Origin of the sequence: Sorangium sp. So ce381 (genome assembly GCF_051473845.1) — a bacterium.
In the GTDB taxonomy this organism is placed as follows: domain Bacteria; phylum Myxococcota_A; class Polyangia; order Polyangiales; family Polyangiaceae; genus Sorangium; species Sorangium atrum.
The window spans coordinates 5862447-5886723 of the sequence record NZ_CP150336.1 but is presented as its reverse complement, the minus strand read 5'-3'; the positions used below and the strand labels follow the sequence as shown (position 1 = coordinate 5886723).

Below are 24277 nucleotides of genomic sequence, written 5' to 3'. Positions count from 1 at the left end.
TGCCCATCCCAGCCATGGCTCCTGCAGGGGCGGAGGAGGGGAGCGCGCCGGGGGCGGAGACTCCAGCCCTCCGGAGCGCCGCCGCGCCCGGCTCACGAGCTCATCGCGAGGAGGACCGCTGCTCCGGGCCCGTGTCCACCGCGGGCGCCGCCACGCGGTTGCCCTCCGCCTCGGTGGGGCTGCCGGCGCCGGGCACGCGGAGGACCATACCGCCCTTGCCGCGCAGCTCATCGACGAAATTCGCTCCGAACACCTCCTCGGGCGTGTCGCCGTCGCGTCCGCCCATGCCCGAGAGCCCCTCGAGGCTCGCGACGTTTCCGTCCCGGCGTCTGGGCGCCGGACGAGAGCGCAAGACATCGTCCCGGGTCACCTTCAGCGCCACCACGTCCTCGCGCATCACGTCGATCCAGGAGGCGGGGAAGTCGGCCTCGGCGCCCGCGGGGCCGCGCACGCGGATCCGCGAGATGTCGTTGCCAGGATCGTTCGCGCCGATGCCCACGAGCTGCGCCTCGGCCTCGTCGGCGGTCATCACCCGCGTGTCGGGGCCGAGCTCGACCGTATCGTCCGTGACCCCGAGCGCCTCCTCCAGCTCCTGCCTCAGCTCGGGCGGCTGCGGCACGAGCGAGGTATCGACGCGCCCCGGCGGCTGCGCGGTCGTCCGCCCTTCGTAGTACCGAGGCAGCGCCAGCAGATCGTCACGGCCGGACCGCAAGCGGAGGTGCCCGTCCGTCGTGCCCTGCACGAGATCCATCGAGATCAGCAGCTCCTCGCTCGCCAGCGGAGAACGGAGCACCACGTGGGTCAGCACGCCCCGCTCCCGGTCGACCAGGACGCGGTCGAGCACGCCCGCATCGAGGCCTCCGTCGGCCAACACGGGCATCTCGAAGTCGAACTGCATGGTCCCTCCTCGGCGGCGAAGCGCCTCGCGCTCGGGCGAGAACCTGAGACGGTCGGATCCCGATGTCCAGGGGAGCACGGCGCGGACCCTCGTGACCGGTCGACCCCATCCCATGGGCCGGGCGCGCCGCGCGGCCTCGCCATCGCACGCAGGTGGTCGCCGATCCTCGGCTCATCGAGTCGTCGAGTCGCAGCGGCGTCGTCGACGCGCACGAGAGCGCTGATGGCCGCGCGACGCCGTGTTGCCGTGCCCTCGTGATTCCGTGACAGCGCGATACCATGACCTCGAAATGCCGTGACGCTGTGAGAAACCGTGTTGCCGCGATCCTGCGCGGATGTATCGCCGGGGCGCGGTCGTTTGCGATCTCGCGCGCCGGCGAGGCGCCATAGGCTTTGCGTTGAGCCGTGACTGAAGTGGTGTTATCGCTCGAGATCATGGGGATGATGCGAGCTCGATACGCAATGCTGATGGGGCCAGCCGTTCTGTGGTTGGCTGCGGCGCAGGGCTGTTCGACGACAGTACGAGACTTCGGAGGTGGCAGCAGCGGCGGCGACGGCGGCAGCGGCGGTGACGGCAGCGGCAGCGGCAGCGGTCATGGCGCCGGGGCGAGCGGCGGTGAAGGCGGGAGCAACGGCGAAAGCGGTAGCGTCGGCCAAGGCGGCAGCAGCGGCGAAGGCGGCAGCAGCGGCGAAGGCGGTAGCAGCGGCGAAGGCAGTAGCGTCGGCCAGGGCGGCGGCAGCGGCGAAGGCGGCAGCGGCAGCGGCAGCGGCGGCGAAGGCGGGGGTGGGCCGGTGTGTACGCCGGAGACCGACGGCGAGCTCTGCACCGCGCGCGGCCAGGAGTGCGGCGGCTTCGAGGCCGTCGATCGGTGCGGCAAGGCCAGGCAGGTCGTCTGCAGCGGGTGCGCGCTCCCGGCGCGCTGCGGGGGCGGCGGCGAGGTGAACCGCTGCGCGGCGCACCCGTCGCTGATCGGCATCGACGGCTACATCCTGCAGGAGGGCTCGCTCGGAGGGCGATTCCACGTCACCTTCGCCAACGATGGCGTGGCCACCGCCGGCGGCTTTTGCTGCGCCGATACCGTCGCGGAGGCGCGGAGCGCGTACCCGGGCAAGAACATGATCGTGCTGCCGGGTCAGTCCCGGGTGACCGCCGGAGAGGTGCCCGCGCTCCGGCGCGTCGACGGGTACATCGTCCCTTCCCGCCCCGGAGACGCGGGGCCGCTCCGGGTCGAGTTCGCCATCGACGGCGCCCTCACCGGCGAGGGGACCTGCTGCGCCGAGAGCATCGACGCCGCACGCGCGGCGCACCCCGACAAGAACCTCGGCTATCTGCCCGAGTTCCCCATGTGAACGGACACCGGCGCGCCGGGAGGCGCCGGTGAGCCAGAACCTTGGCACAGCGTGGCGCATCTCCCGCGCGCGGTCTGCGTCTATTCCCGCGGATTTGCTGCTCGTGGGCTGTAAAACATCTTGGTACGTCGTATGCAATCAACGCGCCGGCCGCTGGGGATGTGCCAGCGCCGCTCGGGAGGATTTGGACTTATGCGCGTACGCTTCGATGCTCTCCGCCGACGCTGGAGCTCTCCCCACCTGCTCGCCGCGCTGGCGCTGGCGAGCGCGTTCGCGGCGGGGTGCTCCTCGGATGAGGCCCCGCCAACGACGCTCGGTCGCCCCGATCAACCCCGGAACGGCACGCTCGAGATCGACGAAGCGAGGCTGCTGGGCGTGATCGACGGGAGCGATCTGCGCCTCCAGATCCCGGTGCGCAACCTGACCGCCGGCGCGACGAGCGGCCACCTGCGCGTCACGCTCGTCGATCTCGACGCGGACAAGGAACAAGGCACGACCGATGTCGACCTGGAGATCGCGGGCGGGACGGCGACGACCGCGGAGGCGCGCCTTCCGGCGCCGGCCGTGAGCGCGCAGCCGGGCCTCGCGCGGTACCTCGTCCGCGTCGACGACGGGTCGGAGGAGGGGCTGCTCGTCACGCGCAGCCTCCTCCGCGTCATCCCGCCCTACGACGTGCAGCTCGAGGGGCCGGCGCGCGTGGTTCGCGGCCGCACCGCGAGCTACCGCGTGCGCGCGACCGACGCCTTCACCCACCAGCCGGTGCCCAAGGTGGATGTCGAGCTCGCGGTGGGCGAGGGGGCGCGGCCGCTCCGAGGGACGACGGACGCGCTCGGCGCCGCGGTGTTCGAGGTGGAGCCCGGCGCGCTCGGGGCGCACCCCGTCTCCGCGCAGGCGCTCGGCTTCGGCGTCAACGCGGCCCTCACCGCGAGCGTCACCGTCGAGGGCCCCGGCCCGAAGCTGCTCCTCACCACCGACAAGCCGCTCTACAAGCCCGGCCAGACGATCCACCTGCGCGCGCTCGCGCTCGAGCGGGGGAACAACGCGCCGCTCGTCCGCGAGCCGATCACGTTCGAGGTGGAGGACGGCAAGGGCAACAAGATCTTCAAGAAGCCCATCGTGACCGACGCTTATGGCGTCGCCGCGACGACGTTCCGGATCGGCTCCATCGTGAACACCGGCGAGTTCAAGGTGCGCCTCGTGAGCGGGGAGACCACGACGGAGAAGGTCGTGACCGTGGGGCAGTACGCGCTGCCCAAGTTCGAGGTCGCCGTGAGGACCGACAGGCCGTGGTACACGGCGGGCGACACGCTGACCGGCACCATCGACGCGCGCTATTTCTTCGGCAAGAACGTCGCCGGCGGCGGCGTGACCATCGAGGCGGCGTCGCTGGACGTCGGTCAGACGACGTTCCAGCGCATCGTGGGCGAGCTCGACGCCGAGGGCCATTACGGGTTCAGCCTGACGCTTCCGCGGAGCCTCGCGGGCCTGCCGCTGGAGCAGGGCGACGCGGCCGTGACGCTCACCGTCACCGTCGCGGACACGGCGGGGCAGGAGGTCACGAAGGCGATCCCGGTCAAGGTCGCCGCCGACGCGGCCTCGATCGTGCTCGTGCCCGAGGCGCGCGAGCTCGTCCCGGGGATCCCCAACACCCTTCTTCTCTTCGTCACCGACCCGCTCGGGGCGCCGCTCCCCGACACGGAGGCGGTCATCACGGCGCCCGACGGCACGCAGCTCACCGCGCGCACCGACGCCTTCGGCCAGGCCGTGGTGAGCTTCACGCCGCCGGTCGCCACGGCGGACGGCGCGTTCGAGGTGCGGGCGACGGTGGGCGAGCGGGCGGTCACGCGGAAGTTCTCGTTCGTCACACAGACGGGCGGCGAGCACCTCCTCGTGCGCACCGACCGGGCCGTCTACGAGACCGGCGAGACGGTCGAGGTCACCATCGAGTCCAGCGAGGAGGCCGGCAGCGTCTACGTCGACTGGCTGAACGACGGCCAGGCCGTCGACATGCGCTCTCTCGAGCTCGAGGGCGGGCGCGCCCATTTCAGCATGCCTGTCGACGCCGGCCTGCTCGGCAGCAACCGGGTCGAGGCGTACCTGGTCGACGACGATGGCAACCTGGTCCGCTCCGGCCGCACCGTGTTTGCGCGCGGCGACTCCGCGCTGAGCGTCGAGGTCGAGGCCGACAAGCCCCTGTATGCGCCGGGGGAGACGGCGACGCTGCGGCTGTCGGTCAAGGACGACGCGGGGAACCCGAAGGTCGCCGCGCTCGGCGTCCAGGTGGTCGATCAGGCGGTCTTCGCGCTCGTCGACGCCCAGCCCGGGCTGCTCCGCACCTACTTCGAGCTGGAGGACGAGTTCGCGAAGCCGAGCTACGAGATCCACGGCCCGGCCGCGAACCTCCAGGACCTGTTGTTCAACGCGACCGCGAGCGAGGACCCCGAGAAGGCCGAGGCCGCGCAGGTGAAGACCCAGGCCTCGCTCGCCGCGCTCGCCGGCACGTCGCTCACCGGCCTGCAGGAGCGCACGTGGCCCGCCGTGCTGGCGAAGGTGCCGGAGGAGCTCGCGCCGTTCTACGAGCGCCAGAAGGGCGTGATGAAGCCCTGGCTCGCGGAGGCCACCGCGGCCGCCGCGCAGGAGCTGAAGGCGCTCGGCTGCGACGGCACCCAGTTCCAGTGCAGCGGGGGCGCGTACGTCGAGCTGCTGGGGAGCCGGGTCGCCGAGCGCCTGCGCGCCTTCGACGTGTGGGGCAACGCGTACCGGGTGGCCTCCAGCTGGAGCGGGTTCACGCTGCAATCGTCGGGGCCCGACGAGGTGGAGCAGAGCCAGGACGACGCGACGTTCGCGTTCGCGTTCAGCGATCTCGGGGTCCAGGTGCCCACGCAGGACTGGGCAGAAGGGGGCATCCCCGGCGGCGCGGACGGCGGCTGGGCCAATGGCGCCGCGACCGGAGGAACCGGAGCGGGCGGCGGCTCTGCCGGGAATCCGACCCCGGATCCCGGCGGCGGCAACAACGGGGGCGGGCCGCGCGTCCGGCGCGAGTTCCCGGAGACCCTCTACGTCAACCCGAGCGTGATCACTAGCCCCGACGGCACGGCCACCCTGAGCATCCCGCTCGCGGACAGCATCACCGAGTGGCGGCTCTCGGCGCTGGCGAACTCCACGGACGGCAAGCTCGGCGGCATCCAGAGCGGCTTCAAGGTGTTCCAGGACTTCTTCGTCGACGTGAGCTTCCCGGCGACGCTCACGCGCGGCGATGAGGTCGAGTTCCCGATCGCGGTCTACAACTACCTGGAGACGCCGCAGACGGTCGATCTCAGCCTCGAGCCGGGGAGCTGGTACACGCCGCTCGGCGCGACGTCGACGACGGTGTCCCTCGCGGCGGGCGAGGTGCGCGGCGTCCGGTTCCCGGTGAAGGTGAACACGGTGGGCGTCAACTCGCTCACGGTCACCGCGCGGGGCAGCGCGGGCGCCGACGCCGTGGCCCGGACCGTGCGGGTGGTCCCGGACGGGAAGCCGTTCGCAGAGAGCCAGTCTGGCACGCTCGCGCCGGGCAGCGCCGAACACGCGCTGTCGTTCCCTGCGGACGCGGTCCCCGGCTCGAACCAGCTCTATCTCGAGATCTACCCCGCGTTCCTGTCGCAGGTCGTGAGCGGGATGGACAGCATGCTCCAGGTCCCGAATGGCTGCTTCGAGCAGACCACCTCGACGACCTGGCCCAACGTGCTCGTCACGCAGTACATGAAGCAGACAGGCCAGATCACCCCGGAGATCCAGATGAAGGCCGAGTCGCTGATCTCGGCCGGGTACCAGCGATTGCTCACGTTCGAGCACTCCGGCGGCGGCTTCTCGTGGTTCGGCGAGCAGGACGGGCATCCGTACCTGTCGGTCACCGCGTTCGGCGTCATGGAGTTCGCCGACATGATCAAGGTCCACACCGTGGACGAGGCGATGCTCGCCCGGACCGTCAACTGGCTCGCCGGGCAGCAGAAGGCGGACGGCACGTGGGAAGGCGACCAGACCGAGTTCTTCAGCTTCCACACGGGCACGCTCCGCAACAGCGCCTTCGTGCTCTGGGCGCTCGCGAGCGCGGGGTACACGGGGCCCGAGATCGGGAAGGGGCTCGCCTACCTGGGCCGCTCGCTGAAGCCGGCGACCGACGACCTGTACACGCTGGCGATCGCGGCCAACGCGCTCGCCGTGGCCGACCCCTCCGGGGCGCTGACGGACCAGGTGCTCGACGCCCTGGATGCGCGCAAGACCGCGGAAGGAGATGCGTTTTACTGGGATGACGGCGGCACGCAGACCTCGTTCTACGAGTCCGGGAACGACGCCAAGGTCACGACCACCGCGCTCGCGACCCACGCGCTGCTCTCCGCGGGCGCCCACCGGCCGAGCGCCGACGGCGGCGTGAAGTTCCTGACCCAGTCGAAGGACCCGAATGGCAACTTCGGCTCCACCCAGGCGACGATCTGGAGCCTGCGCACCCTGCTCCTCGCCGCGAGCAAGGGGACGGAGGGCGCCACGGGGACGGTGACCGTCGCGGTCGACGGCGCGGCGGCGGGCACGGTCTCCCTGCGCGAGGACCAGGCCGACGTCATGACGACGGTCGACCTCACGCACCTCGCGACCGCGGGCGCGCACGACGTCGCGCTCTCGTTCTCGGGGGAGGGGAAGCTCAGCTACAACCTGGTGAGCCGCCACAACCTGCCGTGGGCCGCGGTCCCGAACGACGCGGGAGGCCCGCTCGCGGTCAGCGTGGCGTACGACAAGACCCAGCTGTACGTGGACGACATCGTGACCGCGTCGCTGAGCGTCCAGAACAAGACGGACTCGGTGCAGAGCATGGTCCTCGTGACCGTCGGGCTGCCGCCCGGCTTCCAGCTCCTGACCGAGGATCTCCAGGAGTACATCGCCGCGGGCCAGCTCTCGAAGTTCGAGATCACGGGCAAGCAGCTGATCCTCTATGTGAAGGAGATCCCTGCGGGCCGCGCTGTCGCCTTCGCTTACCGATTGCAGGCGACCATGCCTGTCAGGGCGGAGGACGGCGGCGCCGAGGTGCACCCGTACTACCAGCCGGAACAGCAGAGCTACTCTGGAGCGCAGCTCCTCGAGGTGGCGGGGGAGTGAAGGGCTGACCGGGCGAGGGCGCTGACCGCGGGTGCGCGGCCAGCGCCCCTGCGCCGGCGCGTGGATCAGGGGCAGGCGACGCGCCAGGCGTCGAGGTCGAGCTTCTTGATCAAGGTCGAGAGCCCGAGCGGCTTCGTGGCGGAGCAGACGGCGTTTGCCTTCGAGGCGTCGACGTACTCCGCGTGGAACACCGCCTTGCCGGCGCGGATGAACGGGGTGAGCATCTCGCACTCGCCGTATTCGTGGCACTCCTCGTTCAGGGCCCAGTCGAAGCTCCCCACCAGATCTTTCACCTGATCGAGATCGTTCTTCAGCCCGATGGACAGCCCCCGCGCGTGCGCCTCGGCGGCCAGGAAGCGGTTGTAATCGAGCTGCGTCGCCGCCGTCAGCGGGAAGCCGGGGCTGTTGGTGTAGCCGTCGACGTTGTCGGGCTCCACGCCGTCGCAGCGCTTCTGCACCGCCAGATCCAGCCTAGCCTTCATGACGTTGCGCACGCCGGCGTTGCGGGTGTCGAGCCACCGTTCGCCCGGCCAGCCGTCGAGCGGATTGCCGAGCCCTGCGGCGGGGAAGCTCGACGCGTCGTCGCGCCAGTCCTCGCTGCTCCCCGCGCTGAAGTAGCAGATCACCTTCTTTCCGGCCGCGCGCAGCGTGTCGATCTTCGCCTGCGGGGCGTCGAAGAGGTCGATATCGTACATGGCGACATCGAGGCTGGTGTCGATGGTGCCCGTGAGCTGCCATTGCCACGTCGTCCCCGGCGCGGGGACCCAGATGCCGCCGGTGGAGCCACCGGTGCCGGTGGAGCCGCCTGAGCCTGAGCCACCGGTGCCGGTGGAGCCGCCTGAGCCTGAGCCGCCGGTGCCGGTGGAGCCGCCGGCGCCGGAGCCGCCGGTGCCGGTGGAGCCGCCTGAGCCGCCAGCACCGGAGCCGCCAGCGCCAGAGCCGCCGGTGCCAGTAGAGCCGCCGGCGCCGGAGCCGCCGGTGCCGGTGGAGCCGCCGGAGCCTGAGCCGCCGGTGCCGGTGGAGCCGCCGGCGCCTGAGCCGCCGGTGCCGGAGCCACCGGTGCCGGTGGAGCCGCCGCTGGTCGTGCCCGTGAGGACGAGCTTGTCGAGCATCGAGCTGTCGGCGGAGCTGCTCGTCGCGTACCGGATCTTGAGGGTACCGCCCGCCACGAACCGCCCGAGCGGCCCCGGCAGGGCCAGGCTCGCGCTCGTCCAGGACCAGTCGCGCGCGAACGCGTTGTCGCCGACCGGGACCCAGGCGCGGGCGGCCGCGTCCCACGCCTCGAAGGTCCAGCGCATGGCCGTCCTCGCGGGGCCGCGATAATTCACGCCCAGCGCGAGGGACGCGAGCTGCGCCGCCGAGGTGCCCGACGGGAGCGCGTACTCGCACGTCGCGCTCGTGCCGGGCGCGAACTCGACGTACTTGCTCCACACGTCCTGCTGGCCCGTGAGATCCGCCGTCGCGAGCGCGGCGGCCGTCTGCCCGGCGCCGATGCTCCCCCGGCTCACCGTCAGCTTGGAGCAGGTCATCGTGAGCGCGCCGGTGACCGCGTCGCCGCTCGCCGCCGAGGCGATCTCCGCGTCGGAGCCCGAATCCGCGCCGCACCCTGCGGCGGCGAGCGTCGCGACCAGGCTCACGAGGGCATGGCGCAGGGCGCCGCAGATCGCGAGAGAGGACGCCGGTCGGATGGGATAAGTCATGCTCGTCTCCTGTCGTGTTGGTCGTAGGTGAAGCCAGGCGCACGTCGGCGCGACGCGTCGTCGGCGCGACGCGTCTCCGGACGCTCCGGTCCCCGCGATGGCCCGGGCGATGGCGGCTCCCGCAGCATCTCCGCGCGCCGCAGCGGCGCTGGTCCGTGCGCGCCGCAGAAGCATTGCAAGGCGGGGACCAGCGCGCGCTCCGCGTCTTCCGCGCGGCGGTGCGCGCTGCCGTTGCCGCGGGTTGCGCAAGCGTCGTACACTTGCGCAACCTTCGAACGGCATGGCGGAGCGAGACCCTCGTCGACAGGCAGCTTCTCCGCCGAGCGCGGAGCCGCCGCCTGCCGCGGCCGAGGTCGCGACCGAGCTCGACGCCGCGGAGAGCGCGCCCAGCGAGCGGACGCCCCAGGGTCAGGCCTCCCTGATCGTCCGCGCCGGTGATGGCGCGGCGCGGGTGATCGATCTCACCGACGGCAATGTGGTCGCGGTCGGCCGCGCGCCGGAGTCCACGGTCTGGGTCGACGACGCCCGCGTCTCGCGCAACCACGCGCGCGTCGCGCGGCGGGGCCAGACCGTCGCGCTCGTCGACCTCGGGAGCCGCAATGGCACGTCGGTGAACGGCGCCGTCGTGCGCGGGGCGGAGCGGGCCCTCGCCGGCGGCGACGTGATCCGCATCGGCCCGGCCGAGATCGTCGTCGCGATCGCGGCGCCGGCGCCCGTCGAGGCGGCGCCGCCGGGGGCCGCGCCGGAGGCGCTGGAGGGCCCGCCCTCCGGCCCCGGCGCCGGCTTCGTCGTCGCGGACGAGGCGATGGTGAAGGTCTTCCAGGTGGTGCAGCGCCTCGCGCGCGCGCAGACGACGGTGCTCGTGCTCGGCGAGACGGGCGCGGGGAAAGAGGTCGTCTCCGAGCAGCTCCACCGCGCCAGCCCGCGCGCAGGCGGCCCGTTCGTGCGGCTGAGCTGCGCGGCGCTGCCCGAGGCGCTGCTCGAGAGCGAGCTCTTCGGGCATGAGAAAGCCGCCTTCACCGGGGCGGATCGCCGCAAGATCGGCTACTTCGAGGCGGCGCAGGGCGGCACGCTGCTGCTCGACGAGATCGGCGAGATGCCCCTCGCCATGCAGGCCAAGCTGCTGCGCGTGCTCGAGAGCCGGCGCGTGGCCCGGATCGGCGGCACGCAGGAGATCGAGCTCGACGTGCGCGTCGTGTGCGCCACGCACCGGGACCTCCAGGCCGAGGTGGCGGCCGGGAGGTTCCGGCAGGATCTCTACTACCGCATCAGCACGTTCGTCCTCCGCGTCCCGCCGCTGCGCGAGCGGCGCGCCGAGATCGCGCTGCTCGTACACCGCTTCGCGCAGCAGGTCGCCGGGCGCATGGGGGAGCGGGCGCCGCGCTTCGCGCCCGCGGCGATGCAGGCGCTCGAGGCGCACGCGTGGCCCGGCAACCTGCGCGAGCTGCGCAACGCGGTGGAGCACGCCGTCGTGCTGGCCGAGGGCGGCGTCATCGACGTCGAGCACCTGCCGGCCTCCGTGGTGGAGGGCGCCGAGGGCGCCGCGCCCCCCGCGAGCGCGCCCCCGGCGAGCACGGGGGCGCCGCCGCCGTCCGCCGACGGCGGGACGATGCCCGCGCGCCTCGCCGAGCTGGAGAAGAGGAGCATCGAGGACGCCCTCGCCGCCGAGGGGAACAACCAGACGCGCGCGGCGAAGCGGCTCGGCATCTCGCGGCGCGCGCTGCTCTACAAGCTGGACAAGTACGACATCAGGCGGTGAGCCTCGGGGAGCGCACCTGCGGGCCGCCTGATGGCCGGATTCAGTGGCCGGGTTTCTTCGGCACGATCTGCGGCTTCGCCGCGGACTGGGGCGCGTGGTGGACCATCGTGTAGGCGTACTCCTTCGCCACCTTCGCGAGGAGCGTCACGTTGTTGATCAGCGTCGCGCGATCGATGTTGGCGACGCCGAACATCATCTGCGGCTGATGATCGATGAAGACAACGGCGGTGTCCTGGGGTGTATACAGCTTTTGATACTGGTTCATATCTCTCATCGCTCCTGCCATTGACGGTCGAATGAACGACCTTGCCGATCATGAGCGGCGTCCGCGCCCCCCCTCGGGCCGGCGCGGTCGTCACCCTATGCGGTCGCGATCGGACGTCCCTGGACGAAACTGCCGGGAGCCGGGGGCTCTTGTGATCCTCGAGCGGCCCGAAGTCGAGCGACGAAGATCGCGGGTTCGTCCTGGACCGCCGCCGGCCGGGCGCCTCCGGAGGGTATTATTCGACGAGCTCGCGCGCTCCTCTCGGCGTCGAAGGAAGAGGGCGAGCGGCCGCCGGCGCCGTCGCGGCGCTACCCGCTGCAGCAGCGGAACCCGATCGTGTGATCGGTGTCGGCGCGCTCGCGCTCGTCGCGCGCGTCGCACCGGAGCTCTTCGAGCGCTCCCCCGCTGTCGAACGCCCCGCCCCGGGTCCTGCAGAGGTCGCCTGGGCCGACGTCGTCGGAGCACGCGTCTTCCCACTCGCGGACGTTTCCGCTCATGTGCTGCAGGCCGAGATAGCCGCCCTCGCACGCCAGGCTGGCGTCGTCGCCGACAGGCACCGTCTCGGTGCTGTCGCCGTTGCACTGGAGAGCGTCGAACTCGCCGGTGGAGTATGCGAGCGCGCCGTGCTTGCTGCACGCGTCGAACCACTCGCCCTGCGCCATGTCGCCGCGGAACGGCAGCGGGCCGCCGTGGCGCTCGCCGCAGAGGCGCTTGCCCTGGCTCCTGCAGAAGGCGCGCGCGTCGCACCAGTCGATGCAGGTGGCAGGGTGCTCGTCCTCCTTGCGGCGCGTCGTGCACACGAGGGGCGCGTCGGGCCCGGTGTCGTCGAAATCGAAGGTGCTGTTGAACGAGCAGAACGGCTCCTGCGCCGCGAGGTCCGGCTGCGTGGCCAGGAAGGCGCGGTAGGCGGCGTTCGACACCTCGGTCTGGTCGATGCAGAACGAGCTCTCGATCGTCACCATGCCGGCGGGGCACTGGCAGACGCCCTCGGTGCAGGCGGCCGTCGTGCAGTCGGCGCTGGCGTCGCAGGGCTGGCCGTACAGGCACGAGGCGTTGCCGGCCCCGGGCTCGCAGGTGAGGCCGTGCAGCGGCCGTACGAGCGAGCACGCCGAGAGGAGGGCCGCCGCCAGGGCGGCGGCGCCGCCGCGGGCGCGGGCCGACGCGCGCATCAGAAGGACCCCGCGACGCCCGCGGCGTTGCCGGCGACGAACGGCCAGAGCGCCGCCGCGCCGGCCTTCGAGGGCTGCGCCGCGGCCGGCCGGGTCATGTAGAGCCACGCCGCGGCGCCCAGCGCGACGACGCCCACGCCGAGGCCGATGTCGGCGACCGCGTGCTGGACCCGGATGGCGCGCACCTCAGCCTCCGTGCAGCGCGGGGCGCACGTGGCGCGCAGGTCGGCCTCGGCGCTCAGCGAGAGGGCGCCGGCGACGGCGAACACGGCGAGCCCCGCGACGCCGACGGCGCCGGAAGCCCACACGAGCCCCGGGACCGAGGGCTCCGCGGGCGGCGCGGCGCCCGGGGCGAGCGGGCGAGGCGAGGGGGGCGCGCCGGTCGAAGCCGCGCCCAGGATCACGGTGAGCGGGCGGTTCTTCTCGCCCTCGCGGATCAGCACGCGCTCCTCGACGGCGGGGCCGGTCGCGGGCTCGAAGCGGAAGGTGTGCGGGCCCGGGTCCACCGGCAGCGCCTTGCCGTCGAGCGCCGCGGCGAGGGGGCGCCCGTCAACGAGCACGCGCACGTCGAGGCGCTCTCGCCCGTGCGCGTCCCTCGCGGCGACCACCACGGAGGGCAGGCTCTGCTCGACCTCGGCGAGCCACGGCCCGCAGTCGGCCACGGCGGCCGCCGGGCACGTCGGCTGCGAGCAGGCGACGAGCGCGTCGCGCGCCTCGATCAGCCGGCCGTCGCGGCGGAGGCCCTGCGCGCGCTCGTAAGCGGCGGCGCACGCCTGCTTGTCCGGCGCGGCGTCGGTGCGGGCGCCGGTGAGCGAGAGCGCCGCCGCGGCGGCGAGGGAGAGCGCGAGCCGGGCGCGGGTGGGACACGGAGGGATCATCGGTTCACAGGCACTCAGGCTTGAGCCGGCGTATGCCGGCCTTGTCCACGGTATAGGGCGGGGAGCAGCGCTGGGCGTCGGCGCGGGTCGCGCGCGCCGCGGGTGCGGGCGCGCGCGTGCCGGCGGCAGGGCGCGCCGAGCGCTGTGCGGGCGCCGGCGTGACCGCGTTCGCCGGGTCAGCCGCGGCGGCGCTCGCCGGGGCAGCCGCGGCGGCGCTCGTCGGGTCAGCCGCGGCGGCGCTCGTCGGGTCAGCCGCGGCGGCGCTCGTCGGGCTTGCCGCGATGGTGCTCGCCGCGCTCGCCGCCGAGGCGCTGGCCGGCTGCGCCGCGGGCGCGTGGACCGCGCGCGCGGCGTCCTCCGGGCCGGGAGGGGCGCGGCTCCACGACTGCGCCGCGAGCACGGCCGCGCCGCCGAGGACCAGCGCGCCGAGCAGCGCGAGCCGCGGACGCGCGCGCTTCCTCGCCATGGGGGGCGGACCGTCGCGCCGCGTGCCGTCCGTCGCGGGGAGTCCCAGCGAGACCACGCTGGATGTCACCGATCCGGGCGGGTGCTCGGCTGCGAGCATCCCCTGATCGAGGGCCCTCGACGGGATCGCGGGCGCGGTCTCTGCCAGCCCACGCCCCGGATGGCTCTTCGCGATGGACTCACGTCCGCTCCCACCGCTGGACTCGCTCGGCCCGCCCAGCGCGGCCGCGCCCGCGCTCGGCGTCGCGGGGGCGCTCGGGATCGCCGCCGACGCGCTCTCGATCGCGGCGACGCGGGCCGCCCGCCGCGCGAGCGCGTCGCCGGCGAGCTCCTCCACCCACTCGCCCACGGCGCGCGGCGACGCGAGCGGCACGGCGTCCTCGATGGCGACCGCGAGCTCGCGGGCGGTCGGGTAGCGGCCCTCCGCGTTCCGCTCGAGCGCACGGAGGACGATGGCGTCGAGCGCAGGCGGCACGTGCGCCGCGAGCGAGCTCGGGGGCAGGATCGGCTTCTCGAGCACGGCCCGGATGAGGGCGCCCTCGTCGCCGCCGTCGAAGAGCCGGCAGCCTGCGAGCGCCTCCCAGAGGACCGCGCCCGCCGCGAACACGTCGGTCCGCCGGGTCACATCGGCACAGAGGAGCTGCTCGGGCGCCATGTACGCGAGCTTGCCCTTGATCTGCCCGCCGCGGGTGGTGCTGAGCCGCCCGCGCGCCTTGGCGATGCCGAAGTCGAGCAGCCGCGCCGTTCCGTCGACGCCGACGAGCACGTTCTCGGGCGAGACGTCCCGATGCACGATGCCCAGCGGATCGCCCGACTCGCTGCACGCCTCGTGGGCCGCGTGCAGGCCGTGGAGCGCGCCGCACGCGATGCTCGCGACTATGGGGACCGGCGCCGGCGCGCCGCGCGCGCGCGCCGCCCGGAGCAGCCGCGCGAGCGACTCGCCCCGCACGTACTCCATGACCAGGAACGCCTCGTCCTCGGCGAGGAGGAGGTCGACCATGGCGACGACGTTGGGGTGCTGGATGCGCGCGACGATGCGGGCCTCGTCGCGCAGGCTCTCGGCGATCTCGGGCGCCTCGGCGAGCGCGGGGTGCAGCCGCTTGATGGCCACGGTGCGCGAGAAGCCCGCGTCGCCGACGAGCCGGCCGAGGTGCACGGACGCCATCCCGCCGGACGCGATCGGGCTGTACAGCAGATATCGCCCGATGGGCCTGGGCTGCGACGGCTCCGGCGACATGCCGATGGGATGATACACGAGCACGCCCGGCGCCGCCTCTGGGAGGCGCCGGCGCCGGGCCCACCCCTGTGAAGGAGATGGAGCGACGGGCTCGTGTCGATTGACGTCGTTCGTCTTCGTCTTCGTCTTCGTCTTCGTCTTCGTCTCTCGCCGCGGGCCGTCAGCCCTGCAGGGGCGTGCTCGGCTCGACGAAGCAGAGGCGGTAGCCGTCGGGGTCGGTGACGACGACCTCCCGTGTGTGCCACGGCTGGTCGCGCGGCCCATCGACGGCGGCGCCGGCCGCCGCGGCGCGCGCGGCGATGGTCTCGATGCCGCGATCGCCGGCGGCGCTGAAGCAGACGATGACGCCGAGGCCGCGCTGCCCGGCGAGCGAGACCCCCGGCGGCGTCGCGACGAGGAAGAGATCGGCGTGGCGCGCCCAGCGCAGGTGGACGAACACCAGATCCTGGTGGACGCGGGTGAAGCCGAGGAGCTCGTAGAACGAGGCGGAGCGCTCCGCGTCGGCGACGAGGAGCTTGACGTAGGAGGGCATCACGTAGGGATCGTCGCTGGGCATGGTCGCTGGGCGCGAAGGTGCGCTGCGCCGGGCCGGAAGGCAAGGCGCGAGCGCCGGACAGGGCAGCGGCCGCCCGCGAGCCCGGCGGTCCGTTGGGCTCGCGCGAGGGATCGAGAGAGCGGAACGGGCTCTGGGGTGGCCAGGTAATGGTTGATCTGTCGATGGGTAATTCGATGGCATGATCGATAGATAAATGGGCTTGACCCGGTCTTGGTAATTACCGACAGCGCTGCTCTCTGCGTGCGGATTCGACGCCACCGGACTCCGCGGGAGCGACGAGAGGCATGGGTGTCAACAGATGTCCTTTTGCGCTCTGGTGTGGTATCGGCGGCCGTCATGTATTTCCGCCTCGATCAGCTCGGCAAGAACATCCTTCGGGACTTCTTCGTGCTCGTGGGGGCCGCCGAGACCGAGGTGGAGGTGCCGGCCGGGGATGCCCAGCGAATCGATGTCTGGCACGTGCCCGATCCGGACCTGCTGCGAGCGCACCCCGAGATCGAGCCCGGGCTGCTCCGCTCGATGGCGGCGGAGGCGGGGATGGTGGAGGTGTTCAGCGGCGCGCCGGGCGCGGCCGAGCTCCACGGCTGCATGCGCAAGCGTTATCAGTGGCATCATACGCTCGAGCTGCGAATGGAGCGCGAGCTGGAGCTGCCATCGGCGTGGCTCGTGTGCGCTGGGCGTCCGGATGGGGTGTTGCGCGACTTCGGGTTCGTGCGGGACGCTGCTGGTCCGGAGGGCCTCTACGTCGGCCCGGCGCCAGGGTGGCGGATTCATGCGGTGGTGATCGCGGAGCTGCCGCGCGTGAGGAGCACGGTGCTATTGCGCTTGCTCGGCTCGCCTCGCGTACGGCGAGCGGCGCTGCGCGACCTCGCGGCGCTCCCCGATGACGCGTGGGAGCGCCGGGTGGCGCTGCCGTGGCTCGTTCGGCTAAGCTTCGAGGTGCCAGGGCAGCTCCTGCTGGGGTTGCCTTCCGAGGAGAGGGATTTCATCATGGAAACCCGCGAATGGTATGAGCAGTTCACCGCGCGGAGGGAAGCGGCGCTGAGGGAGGCGGTGTCCAAAGAGAGCGAGGCGGCGCTCAAAGAGAGCGAGGCGGCGCTCAAAGAGGCGCAGAGGCAGGCGGAAGAGGCGAAAGAGGCGGAAAAACGCGCACTGCTGCATGGCGAGCAGCGCGGGCAGCTCCAGATGACGGCCCGGATGTGCGAGCTCCGGCTCGGCAGGCCGCTCAGCGAGGCGGAGACTGCAGCGCTCGCCGAGCGGCTGGATCGGCTGCGAGAGACCCGGGTAGGGGAGGTGGTGCTCTCGTTCTCGGCGGAAGCGCTGGCGGCCTGGCTCTCCGAGCCGAACGCGACGTAGCGCGACGGCGCCGGACCGCTGCTCCTCCGAGCCAGCCGGGCGCCGTTCGATGCGGTGCGACCTACTTGGTCGACGGGGCCGCCGGCTCGACGACGCAGCGGATGCCGAGGAACCCGCAGCGGTACGTCGCCTCGAAGCCTCCCGGCCGCGCGGTCCTGACGAGCGGCGCGATGCCGTCGCGCCAGCTGCCGCCGCGGGCGATGCGCATCTTGCCGTTGCCGTCGTTGGCGCTGGTGGTCCACTCGAAGACGTTGCCCGCCAGGTCCTGGATGCCCTGCGGGCTGGCGCCGGCGGGGAAGCTCCCCACGTCGCACGCGGTCTTGCGCACGGCGCCGCCGCCGGACCAGCAGAGCTGATCCTTCGGGGCCTCCCCGCCCCACGGATACGGCCGAGCCTCCTCGCCGCCGCGGGCCGCCCACTCCCACTCGTCGTCGCGCGGTAGCCGCTTGCCCCGCGCCGCGCAGTAGGCCTGGGCCTGCGAGAAGTCGACGCAGACCATCGGCTGCTTCTCCTTGCCGGCCACGCCGTAGGTCGACGCCTCCTTGGCGCAATTGGCCAATGTATCCGTGCACTTGCCATCCTTGACGCACGCCGCGAAGGCCTCGGCGGTGACCTCGGTCCTGTCGACGCAGAGGTCGCCCACGGTGGCCTTCACCTTGAGCGGGCCCATCACGAAGCTGCCGCCCGGGACCCGGGCCATGCCGTCGGGGCAGCCCTCCGATGGCTTCGCCGCCTCGGCCGGTGCGGCGGTCGGCTCGGCGCCGGGCTGCCCGGCGCTCGCCGGCGCCGAGGCCACCGCCGGCTCGGACGGGGGCGGCGCCGCCGGGGCGAGCGCCGCCCCGGTCGAGGCGGGGCTCGTGGTCGTGGGCTGTGCAGCGGGCGCCTGACCGGAGGGCAGGCCGCCGGGAGCCGCGGGAGCGGCGCCGCACGCGGCGACGAGGACGCCGCTCGCAGCGGCGAGGAGGAACAGCGAGGAGATGGCGCGGAGCGTGGTGTGGGATCGCATGGTCTCTCAGGAGGCGGTCACGGTCGGCGCCGGCTCGTCTTCCAGCCATTGCTCCTGGATGACGATCGCCGGCAACAAGGTGAACGGCCCGTCGTAGCCCGGGCCGAAGGTCAGGATCTGGATCACCCGCCGATCGCCGCGGCGGATGGGGAACATCACCTCGCCCCCGCGCGGGAGCTCGCTGCCGGCGCGGGGCGGATCGATCCAGAAGGCCACGCCATCGGACTTCCCGCCGAGCAGCGAGATGGCCGAGACGGTGAGCTCCGGGCAGCGGATGCGCAGCCACTCCCTCGCCCTGTACGCGCGGCAGCCCGCGGCCGCGGGGCCGGCGCGGGAGAGGCGGACGCGAGGCGCCGCCTTCCACTCGGCGGCCGTGGGCTGCTTGGACGGCTCGGGCGGGAAGGGCGCGGCGTCGAGGGGCAGCTCATCGCTGGTATCGGTCGCACCGGCATCGGTCGCGGTGGCGTTCTTCGCGCCGGCGTCGGTCGTGGCGCTCGCCGCGGCCTTCGCGGCGCCTTCCGCGGCCTTGGGCGCACCGGCGTCGGTCGCGGCGCCTGCCGCGGCCTTTGCGGCGCCGCCGGGCTGCGCGCCGGGCGCCCCGGACGCGGCGGCCATGACGGAGGCCACGCCAGCGCCCATCAGGGCGAGCAGCACGGAGCGCGGCCTCATAACGTCTCCAGGAACGCCACGAGCGCCGCCCTGTCCTCGGGCGACAGGTGGCTGGTCTTGCCCATCCAGTCGGCGTTCTGCTCGATGAGCTCCGCCAGCGTGCCGGCGCGCCCGTCGTGAAGGTAGGGCGGCCGGCCTCCCACGAAGCGCAGCGACGGCGTCTTGTACTCGGGGCCCGGATCCTCGTCGTAGCCCGGCGGCGGCGGTCGCTTCGGCATCGGGTACGCCGTGCGATCGGTGTAATCGCTCGTGGGCACGTGGCAGCGGGAGCACTTCGCCTCCTCGCTGTGGAAGATCTCCCGGCCGCGCTTCACGCGCTCGTCCGGTGCCCCCTCGGCGCGCGGCGGCGCCACGAGGCCCCGGCGGAGGAACATCGCGAGATAGGTCGCCCGCGCCGCGAGCCCCGCCGGCGTGTGGTCGATCGGCAGCCCGCCCCAGCGGTGCAGCCCCATGCCCGTCTGGAGCCTGCTCACGAGGTCCTCGCTCTCGCCGTGCCAGCCGTACGGCCCGGCCGCGCCCACGTTGCCGGCGAGCATCGGGGTGCGCCGCGGAAGCCCTCGCTTCTTGGCGACCTCGGGGATGTTCTCCGGCCGCCCGACGAAGTTCGCGTGCTCGCCGTCGGCCGTGCTGAAGGTGGCCTCGCGCCAGACGTACCCGTCGTCGCGCCCGTCGGGGTGGCATCCCGCGCAGCCGAGGTTGCCGCTCACCGTGGCGTCGAGCGCGTTGTAGAAGAGCCGGCGGCCCTTCGCGACCTCCGGGCCGAGCGGATCATCGGCGAGGTGCACGAGCGCCGACAGTGCTTCCGTGACACCCGGGCCCGCCGCCGCGTCGTGCAGCCGGAGCGCCGCCACGTCGCCGGTCGAGCGGCAGAAGACCCACGCCGTCGCCTCGTCCGCGGAGAGCGCGAGGCCGGTCGGCGCGCCGCACGTGCCGGCCACGCGGAGGTGCGGATCGTAGCCGCCACCGACCGGGTAGCTCTTCACGATCGCGAGCGTCGGATCCACCGCGGTCGCGTCCACCTCGAGCACGAGGTCGTCGCCCTCGCCCGCGACGAGCAGCGTGCGCGCGCGCTTGCGGTACGCCATGGCGCGCGGCTGCGTGACGGGCGTGACGCCCGCGCCCGGCAGGGTGATCACGCTCTCCGGGGTGATCACCTGCTCCGCGAACGCCGACCGGAGCACCGGCAGGTTGCCGTGGTGCGGCGGGGCGAGCGGCTCGTCCCGGCCGGTGATCAGCACGTCCACCGTCGCGGCGCCGAACCACGCGGCGTGGCCCATGGCGCCGAGCGCGTGCCGCGCCGCGAACAGGCGCCGCCCGTCCTCGGAGAGCGAGAGCGCATACCCCAGCGACGCGGCGAGGCGCTCGCCCGACGGGGCGCGCAGCGGCGAGGCGGGCAGGGCGACGCGCCGGACCTTCGGCGCCCCACCGAGATCGTCGATCCTCGTGAGATCGGCGCCGACGAGGTGGCTCACGTACGCGGCGCTGCCGTCGGGCAGCACCGCCACGCCCCGCGGCTCGCGCGCCACGTCGACGGTCCACCGCGTCTGCCTGGTCTCGAGGTCGACGGCCGAGACCTTGTGGGTCCACGCCGAGGTCACGATCGCTGTCTTCTCGTCGGGCGTGACCGCGATGCCCCACGCGTCGGCGGGCAGCGGCACGCGGCCCACCTCCACGAGGCCGGCTGCGGGATCCGCCTGGAAGATCAGCAGTAGCCCCGGATCGCGGACGGTGGCGAGGACGCGCGCTTCGTGCTCGCCGCGCCCGCCGAGCGCGAGCACCTGCGCGGGCCTGCCTGGTGTGGGGACGCCTGCGCCGGGCCGGGCGGGGTCGAGCGGCAGCGGCACGACGCGGACCACGCCGTGGTCCTCGTCGGCCACATAGAGCGCGTCCTCGCGCGCGGCGCGGGACAGGGCGCCGCCCTCGCGGACCGGCGCGCGCAGCGGCGCGGCAGTGGACGGAGGCTGGGGAGCGGCCGGAGCGCCCGCGCCGCTGGCCGAGGCGCTCGCGCTGCCGGCCGGGCCAGGCCCGGCGTCCGTGCCGGGGGTGGACCCGCGAGAGCAGGCGCTCGCGGCGAGCGCGAGGAGCGCGGCGAGGTGGCGTGTCGCAGGGAGGGGCGGCAAGGGATCGCCGGATGTTCGCGCGCCCTCGCGCCCCGGGTCAACGGCCGCGCTGCGGGAGGGCGCGACGGCGCTGCTTCCTCAATCCCTCTCCTCCGGTTCCCGTCATGGAGTCGTTCGCGGATATCCGGGTGACGCTCGCCGCGCCGAGATCATGCCGTGGCTCCGGCATCGGCGCGCGGCTCGGCGTCGCGCCACACGAGCGCGCGCCACGCGCCCCGCTCGAAGATCTCCGGTCGACGCCCGGCGAGGAGCGGCGCATAACGCGCCACGATCTCCGGAACGTCGGTGGACACGAGCCCCGAGAGGATCAACGTCCCGCGGGGAGCCAGGCGAGCCACGATCCGAGGGGCGAGCGCCGTGAGGACGTCGCGGAGGATGTTGGCCACGACGATGTCGAACGTCCCGTCCGGCCACGTCGCCGAGAAGCTCACGCGCGCTTCCACCGCGTTCCGCTGTGCGTTGTCCGCCGCGATCGCGTTCGCGGCGGCGTCGATGTCGACCCCGATCGCCTCGCCGCCCAGCTTCGCGGCGCCGATCGAGAGGATCCCCGTCCCGCTCCCCACGTCGAAGAGGCGGAAGCCGCTGCGTGGCGCGAACGACGCGAGCGCCTGGAGGCACATCCGCGTGCTCTCGTGCCGGCCGTCGCCGAACGCGTGGCTCGGGCCGAGGACGATGGTGCGCTCGTCGACCTCCGCGTCCCGCGAATCGGTGATCACGCGAAAGCGAGGCGGCACTTCGACGATGGTCGGACGGTCGCTCATGCGTCGCCGGAGTCTGCCACCGCGGGGCTCGAACATCACCCGGATCGGAGAGGGCAGGGGGCTGAGCGGCAGGCGGGCGTCGGGCAGCGTGAGGTCGTCGAGCCCGCCGCCGTCTCCTTTCGGCTCCAGTCACCCGGCGGCTACTTCGGATCGAGAAAATCGCACGCGGTGAGGTTGCGCCCGTTGGTCCAGCGGAAGCTGTCCATCCATCCGTCGAGCACGCTGCGCGCATAGGGATCGCCGTACGCCTGAACGAACACGATCGACCCCGTACCGGCGCAGATCGGGACGAGCACGAGCCGGAGCTCCATCGATGTGCCGGCGACCCGCCACGCCCGCTCGACGCCGGCGCCGAGCGCCGTCGTCACCGGGCCGCCGCCGAGCGCCTCGACCCGCATCGAGAGCTCGGCGACATCGCGGACGAACGACGCCTGCACTTCGCCGAAGGTCTTCTCGTTCTCGGCGTCGCTGGTGATGCGCGTGGACACCGACATCCCGCCGCGCACGAGCGCGTCGGGCCGCTCGACCACGAGCTCGACGTCGCCGCCCACGTGGCCGAGCATCCCCTGCGGCACGCGGCCGACGACGTCGAGCCAGCCGTTGCGGTACACGTCGCCTTCGAGTCGGCCCGGCGTCGGCTCGGGGAGGCGGACGCGCGGCGGGATCGGGCGATCGGTGAGCGGCGTCGGCTTCGGCTCCGGCCCGGCGAGCGTGAAGAGGTGCGACGCGAGCGCAGCTCCGACGCCCTCGGGGAGGCCGCGCACGAACGCGACGAGCTTGCCCTGACGGCGGACGGCGATGTTGGCGCCGATCGTGTAGTCGCCTCGCTCGACCCCGAGCGCGTTCTCGTGCCAGCAGGCCGCGCTCTGGCCGAGCGCCGCCTCGAGCTCCTCCGCGTCCTTCTCGGTGTCCCACGCGCTGATCCACGCCGTCGCGAGGCGCCGATCCGGCCCGGCGAACACGCCGAAGCGATCGCCCGCCCAGCCGGCGGCCGCGCGCTCGGCGAGCTCCGCGGCGACGCAGCGCTCGAGGAGGATGCGCGTGTCGAGCTCGCCGAGCGTGTCGGCGGCCGACAGCGCGTAGCCCGGCGGCGGCCGGGGATCGGCGAACGGCCGCGGGGGCTCGCCTGCCAGGTACTTCTCGGGGTGCAGCACCTGCTCGGTGCTGCGCGGGAGGCGCGTGTACATCCTGTCGACGAGCGGGAAGCCGCCGGCGCGGTACACGTCGGTGACCAGCAGCATCCCGTCGCGGTACGGGAACTCGAGGCGCTTCTTCGTCAGATCGAGCGCCTTGTCGAGCTTGGTGCTCGCCTCGCCGCGCGTGACGCTCGCGAGCGGGATGCGCCTCGTCACCTCGACGATCCGCCGCAGCGTGCGCCCCACCGGCGCGCCCGCCTCGGCGCCGAGCCACGCCCCCATCGCCACCATGGCGTCGCCCTCGATGAGCGCGAGCTGCGCGATGGCCTCGTCCGAGCTCTTCGGCTCGGGCATGTCGGGGAAATGCTGCGCCTGGAGCGCGTGCTGCACCTCGTGCGCGAGCACGGCGCGCTGCTCGATCAGGTCGTCTTCGGACGCGAGCGCCACGTCGGGGATGAAGACCTTGTCGGCCGCGCGGCTGTAGAAACCGACGACCTGCTCCTTCAGCACCTCGTCGACGGTGGAGAGCCCGCCGCGCTGCCCGGGCTGCGGGAGGAAGTTGAAGCCGAGCAGGAACGCGGCCTCCGAGCTGAGCGACCCCTCCGCGGAAGGCTCTTCGTCTCGGCTGTCCAGCAGGCGCTCCACGAACCGCGCGTGGTCGAGCCGCTCGACGGCGACCGGCCTCTGCGGCGACAGCTGCCGCGCGGCGCTCACGGCGCGCACGACCTCCTCGATGGCGCGATCGCCGAGCGTGAACGCCCTCCGTGGCGCCGACGCCGCGGGCTCTCCGGGGCTGCGCGGCGGGCCGGCGGGCGTCGCGCCGTGGCTGCAGCCCGCGGCGAGCCAGAGCGCGAGGAGCCCGTGGCGTCCGCGCCGGCGCATCAGAACTCGCCCAGCCAGTAGCGCGGCTTGACCTGCGCCGCCTTGCCAGCCGGCTTCTCACCGCGCTGCTCGACCGTGACCGACGTGCCCGACGTCGCGACCAGCACGATGCCGCCGACGAGCGCCGCGCCGCCGCCGATGAGCGAGACGAGGCCCGCGGTCATGAAGCTCCCGCCCACGTCGCTCGAGGACTCCGAGTCGTCGGCCCCCGAGCTCAGGCCGCTCAAGAGCATCAGGGTGCCGCCCGTGACCACGGCGGTGGCGCCCAGCACGTTCAGCCAGGCCCCCGCGGTGCGGCGCCCGTAGCTGCCGGGCTCCACGCGGAGGGTGACGTCGCCCGTCATCTGCGCGAACGTGAACGGATCCGGCGGCGGCACATCCTCCGGCGAGAGCGAGAACCGGCGCCCGTCGCTGCCGTCGATCACCTTGTCGCACGGCGAGGCGCAGACGTGCCGGATCTCCTGGATGGCAAAGCCGTAGCCTCGAACAGCGCCGTAGGTCGTGGCGCCTTCCGTGACCACCCGCACGGGCTGCGGGCTCTCGACATGCAGCCTCACCACGCCGGGCGCGCCGAGCGTCGGCTCGGGGGCCGGGATCGGCTTCGGAGGTGGTGCGGCGCCATAGCCCGGCCCCGCAGGCCCGGGCTGCGGGGCGCTCTTCGGCGCGAACTTCCCGCGCTCCACGTCCGACACCTGGGCCCACGGGATGACGCGCACCTCCTTCGCGCCCAGCTCGATGATCTTCACGCTCTCCCCGGGCTCGGAGGAGACGACCGTGCCCCGGATCGTGCCGCCGTTCTTGAGCGTGACCTCGTCCTCTCCGTCGTCGGCGCGGGCGCTCCCGCCGAGCAGGAGGGAAACAGCGGTCAACGTCGCGATGATGGGAAAGCGGTAGCGCATGAAGGCTCCTGTAGCGTAGGTCACGCAAAGGTCGCCGAATCC

The 24277-nt window shown here is 73.3% G+C and carries 16 protein-coding genes and 1 pseudogene; 4 read left to right on the top strand and 13 right to left on the bottom strand.

Going from position 1 to position 24277, the window contains the following annotated elements:
* Nucleotides 1-100 precede the first annotated feature (100 nt).
* Nucleotides 101-898, bottom strand: coding sequence for a hypothetical protein (locus tag WMF29_RS22125; protein WP_437330733.1), 798 nt, complete (start codon nt 896-898; stop codon nt 101-103).
* Between the two features lie 467 nt (nt 899-1365).
* On the opposite strand from WMF29_RS22125, the gene WMF29_RS22120 reads away from it, so the two are divergent.
* Nucleotides 1366-2247, top strand: coding sequence for a hypothetical protein (locus WMF29_RS22120; protein WP_437330732.1), 882 nt, complete (start codon nt 1366-1368; stop codon nt 2245-2247).
* A 192-nt stretch (nt 2248-2439) separates the two neighbouring features.
* Nucleotides 2440-7377 carry an MG2 domain-containing protein gene (locus tag WMF29_RS22115; RefSeq protein ID WP_437330731.1) on the top strand — a complete coding sequence of 1646 codons (4938 nt, stop codon included), beginning with the start codon at nt 2440-2442 and terminating at the stop codon, nt 7375-7377.
* A gap of 65 nt (nt 7378-7442) precedes the next feature.
* Here the strand turns inward: WMF29_RS22115 and WMF29_RS22110 are convergent, their stop codons facing one another.
* Nucleotides 7443-9077 (bottom strand): endo alpha-1,4 polygalactosaminidase, encoded by a 1635-nt coding sequence (locus WMF29_RS22110; RefSeq protein ID WP_437330730.1) that lies wholly within the window; start codon nt 9075-9077, stop codon nt 7443-7445.
* Nucleotides 9078-9357: 280 nt separating this feature from the next.
* On the opposite strand from WMF29_RS22110, the gene WMF29_RS22105 reads away from it, so the two are divergent.
* A complete protein-coding gene (locus WMF29_RS22105; RefSeq protein WP_437330729.1) occupies nt 9358-10836 on the top strand; it encodes a sigma 54-interacting transcriptional regulator in 1479 nt (492 codons plus the stop codon).
* Nucleotides 10837-10951: 115 nt separating this feature from the next.
* Here the strand turns inward: WMF29_RS22105 and WMF29_RS22100 are convergent.
* From WMF29_RS22100 to WMF29_RS22080, 5 genes and pseudogenes are all read right to left on the bottom strand, one after another.
* Nucleotides 10952-11101 (bottom strand): annotated as a pseudogene (locus WMF29_RS22100) (hydrolase); the annotation flags it as partial.
* Between the two features lie 308 nt (nt 11102-11409).
* Entirely contained in the window at nt 11410-12270 is an 861-nt protein-coding gene (locus tag WMF29_RS22095; protein WP_437330728.1) for a formylglycine-generating enzyme family protein, read from the bottom strand.
* On the bottom strand, nt 12270-13148 hold the full coding sequence (locus tag WMF29_RS22090) for a hypothetical protein (protein ID WP_437330727.1): 879 nt from the start codon (nt 13146-13148) through the stop codon (nt 12270-12272). The genes WMF29_RS22095 and WMF29_RS22090 overlap by 1 nt, the downstream gene beginning before the upstream one ends.
* A gap of 4 nt (nt 13149-13152) precedes the next feature.
* Nucleotides 13153-14874, bottom strand: coding sequence for a serine/threonine-protein kinase (locus WMF29_RS22085; RefSeq protein WP_437330726.1), 1722 nt, complete (start codon nt 14872-14874; stop codon nt 13153-13155).
* Between the two features lie 136 nt (nt 14875-15010).
* The gene (locus WMF29_RS22080; protein WP_437330725.1) at nt 15011-15406 is read right to left on the bottom strand and encodes a VOC family protein; all 396 of its coding nucleotides are present in this window, start codon (nt 15404-15406) and stop codon (nt 15011-15013) included.
* A gap of 336 nt (nt 15407-15742) precedes the next feature.
* Here WMF29_RS22080 and WMF29_RS22075 point away from each other — a divergent pair, with 336 nt between their 5' ends.
* Nucleotides 15743-16762 (top strand): hypothetical protein, encoded by a 1020-nt coding sequence (locus tag WMF29_RS22075; RefSeq protein WP_437330724.1) that lies wholly within the window; start codon nt 15743-15745, stop codon nt 16760-16762.
* Nucleotides 16763-16823: 61 nt separating this feature from the next.
* Here WMF29_RS22075 and WMF29_RS22070 read toward each other — a convergent pair whose 3' ends face one another.
* The 6 genes from WMF29_RS22070 to WMF29_RS22045 form a co-directional block, all read right to left on the bottom strand.
* On the bottom strand, nt 16824-17768 hold the full coding sequence (locus WMF29_RS22070; protein WP_437330723.1) for a formylglycine-generating enzyme family protein: 945 nt from the start codon (nt 17766-17768) through the stop codon (nt 16824-16826).
* A gap of 6 nt (nt 17769-17774) precedes the next feature.
* A complete protein-coding gene (locus WMF29_RS22065) occupies nt 17775-18437 on the bottom strand; it encodes a hypothetical protein (protein WP_437330722.1) in 663 nt (220 codons plus the stop codon).
* Nucleotides 18434-20557: a hypothetical protein gene (locus tag WMF29_RS22060; RefSeq protein WP_437330721.1), complete on the bottom strand. Its 2124-nt coding sequence runs from the start codon at nt 20555-20557 to the stop codon at nt 18434-18436. The genes WMF29_RS22065 and WMF29_RS22060 overlap by 4 nt, the downstream gene beginning before the upstream one ends.
* 149 nt (nt 20558-20706) lie before the next feature.
* On the bottom strand, nt 20707-21318 hold the full coding sequence (locus WMF29_RS22055) for a 50S ribosomal protein L11 methyltransferase (protein ID WP_437330720.1): 612 nt from the start codon (nt 21316-21318) through the stop codon (nt 20707-20709).
* A 140-nt stretch (nt 21319-21458) separates the two neighbouring features.
* Entirely contained in the window at nt 21459-23336 is a 1878-nt protein-coding gene (locus WMF29_RS22050) for a hypothetical protein (protein WP_437330719.1), read from the bottom strand.
* Entirely contained in the window at nt 23336-24235 is a 900-nt protein-coding gene (locus WMF29_RS22045; RefSeq protein ID WP_437330718.1) for a hypothetical protein, read from the bottom strand. Before WMF29_RS22045 ends, WMF29_RS22050 begins: the two co-directional genes overlap by 1 nt.
* Nucleotides 24236-24277 lie beyond the last annotated feature (42 nt).

Bases quoted from the DNA above. Each gene is read 5' to 3' on its own strand.
- WMF29_RS22125 (WP_437330733.1), bottom strand. From the start codon at position 898: ATGCAGTTCGACTTCGAGATGCCCGTGTTGGCCGACGGAGGCCTCGAT.
- WMF29_RS22120 (WP_437330732.1), top strand. From the start codon at position 1,366: ATGGGGCCAGCCGTTCTGTGGTTGGCTGCGGCGCAGGGCTGTTCGACG.
- WMF29_RS22115 (WP_437330731.1), top strand. From the start codon at position 2,440: ATGCGCGTACGCTTCGATGCTCTCCGCCGACGCTGGAGCTCTCCCCAC.
- WMF29_RS22110 (WP_437330730.1), bottom strand. From the start codon at position 9,077: ATGACTTATCCCATCCGACCGGCGTCCTCTCTCGCGATCTGCGGCGCC.
- WMF29_RS22105 (WP_437330729.1), top strand. From the start codon at position 9,358: ATGGCGGAGCGAGACCCTCGTCGACAGGCAGCTTCTCCGCCGAGCGCG.
- WMF29_RS22095 (WP_437330728.1), bottom strand. From the start codon at position 12,270: ATGCGCGCGTCGGCCCGCGCCCGCGGCGGCGCCGCCGCCCTGGCGGCG.
- WMF29_RS22090 (WP_437330727.1), bottom strand. From the start codon at position 13,148: ATGATCCCTCCGTGTCCCACCCGCGCCCGGCTCGCGCTCTCCCTCGCC.
- WMF29_RS22080 (WP_437330725.1), bottom strand. From the start codon at position 15,406: ATGCCCAGCGACGATCCCTACGTGATGCCCTCCTACGTCAAGCTCCTC.
- WMF29_RS22075 (WP_437330724.1), top strand. From the start codon at position 15,743: ATGTATTTCCGCCTCGATCAGCTCGGCAAGAACATCCTTCGGGACTTC.
- WMF29_RS22070 (WP_437330723.1), bottom strand. From the start codon at position 17,768: ATGCGATCCCACACCACGCTCCGCGCCATCTCCTCGCTGTTCCTCCTC.
- WMF29_RS22065 (WP_437330722.1), bottom strand. From the start codon at position 18,437: ATGAGGCCGCGCTCCGTGCTGCTCGCCCTGATGGGCGCTGGCGTGGCC.
- WMF29_RS22055 (WP_437330720.1), bottom strand. From the start codon at position 21,318: ATGAGCGACCGTCCGACCATCGTCGAAGTGCCGCCTCGCTTTCGCGTG.
- WMF29_RS22050 (WP_437330719.1), bottom strand. From the start codon at position 23,336: ATGCGCCGGCGCGGACGCCACGGGCTCCTCGCGCTCTGGCTCGCCGCG.
- WMF29_RS22045 (WP_437330718.1), bottom strand. From the start codon at position 24,235: ATGCGCTACCGCTTTCCCATCATCGCGACGTTGACCGCTGTTTCCCTC.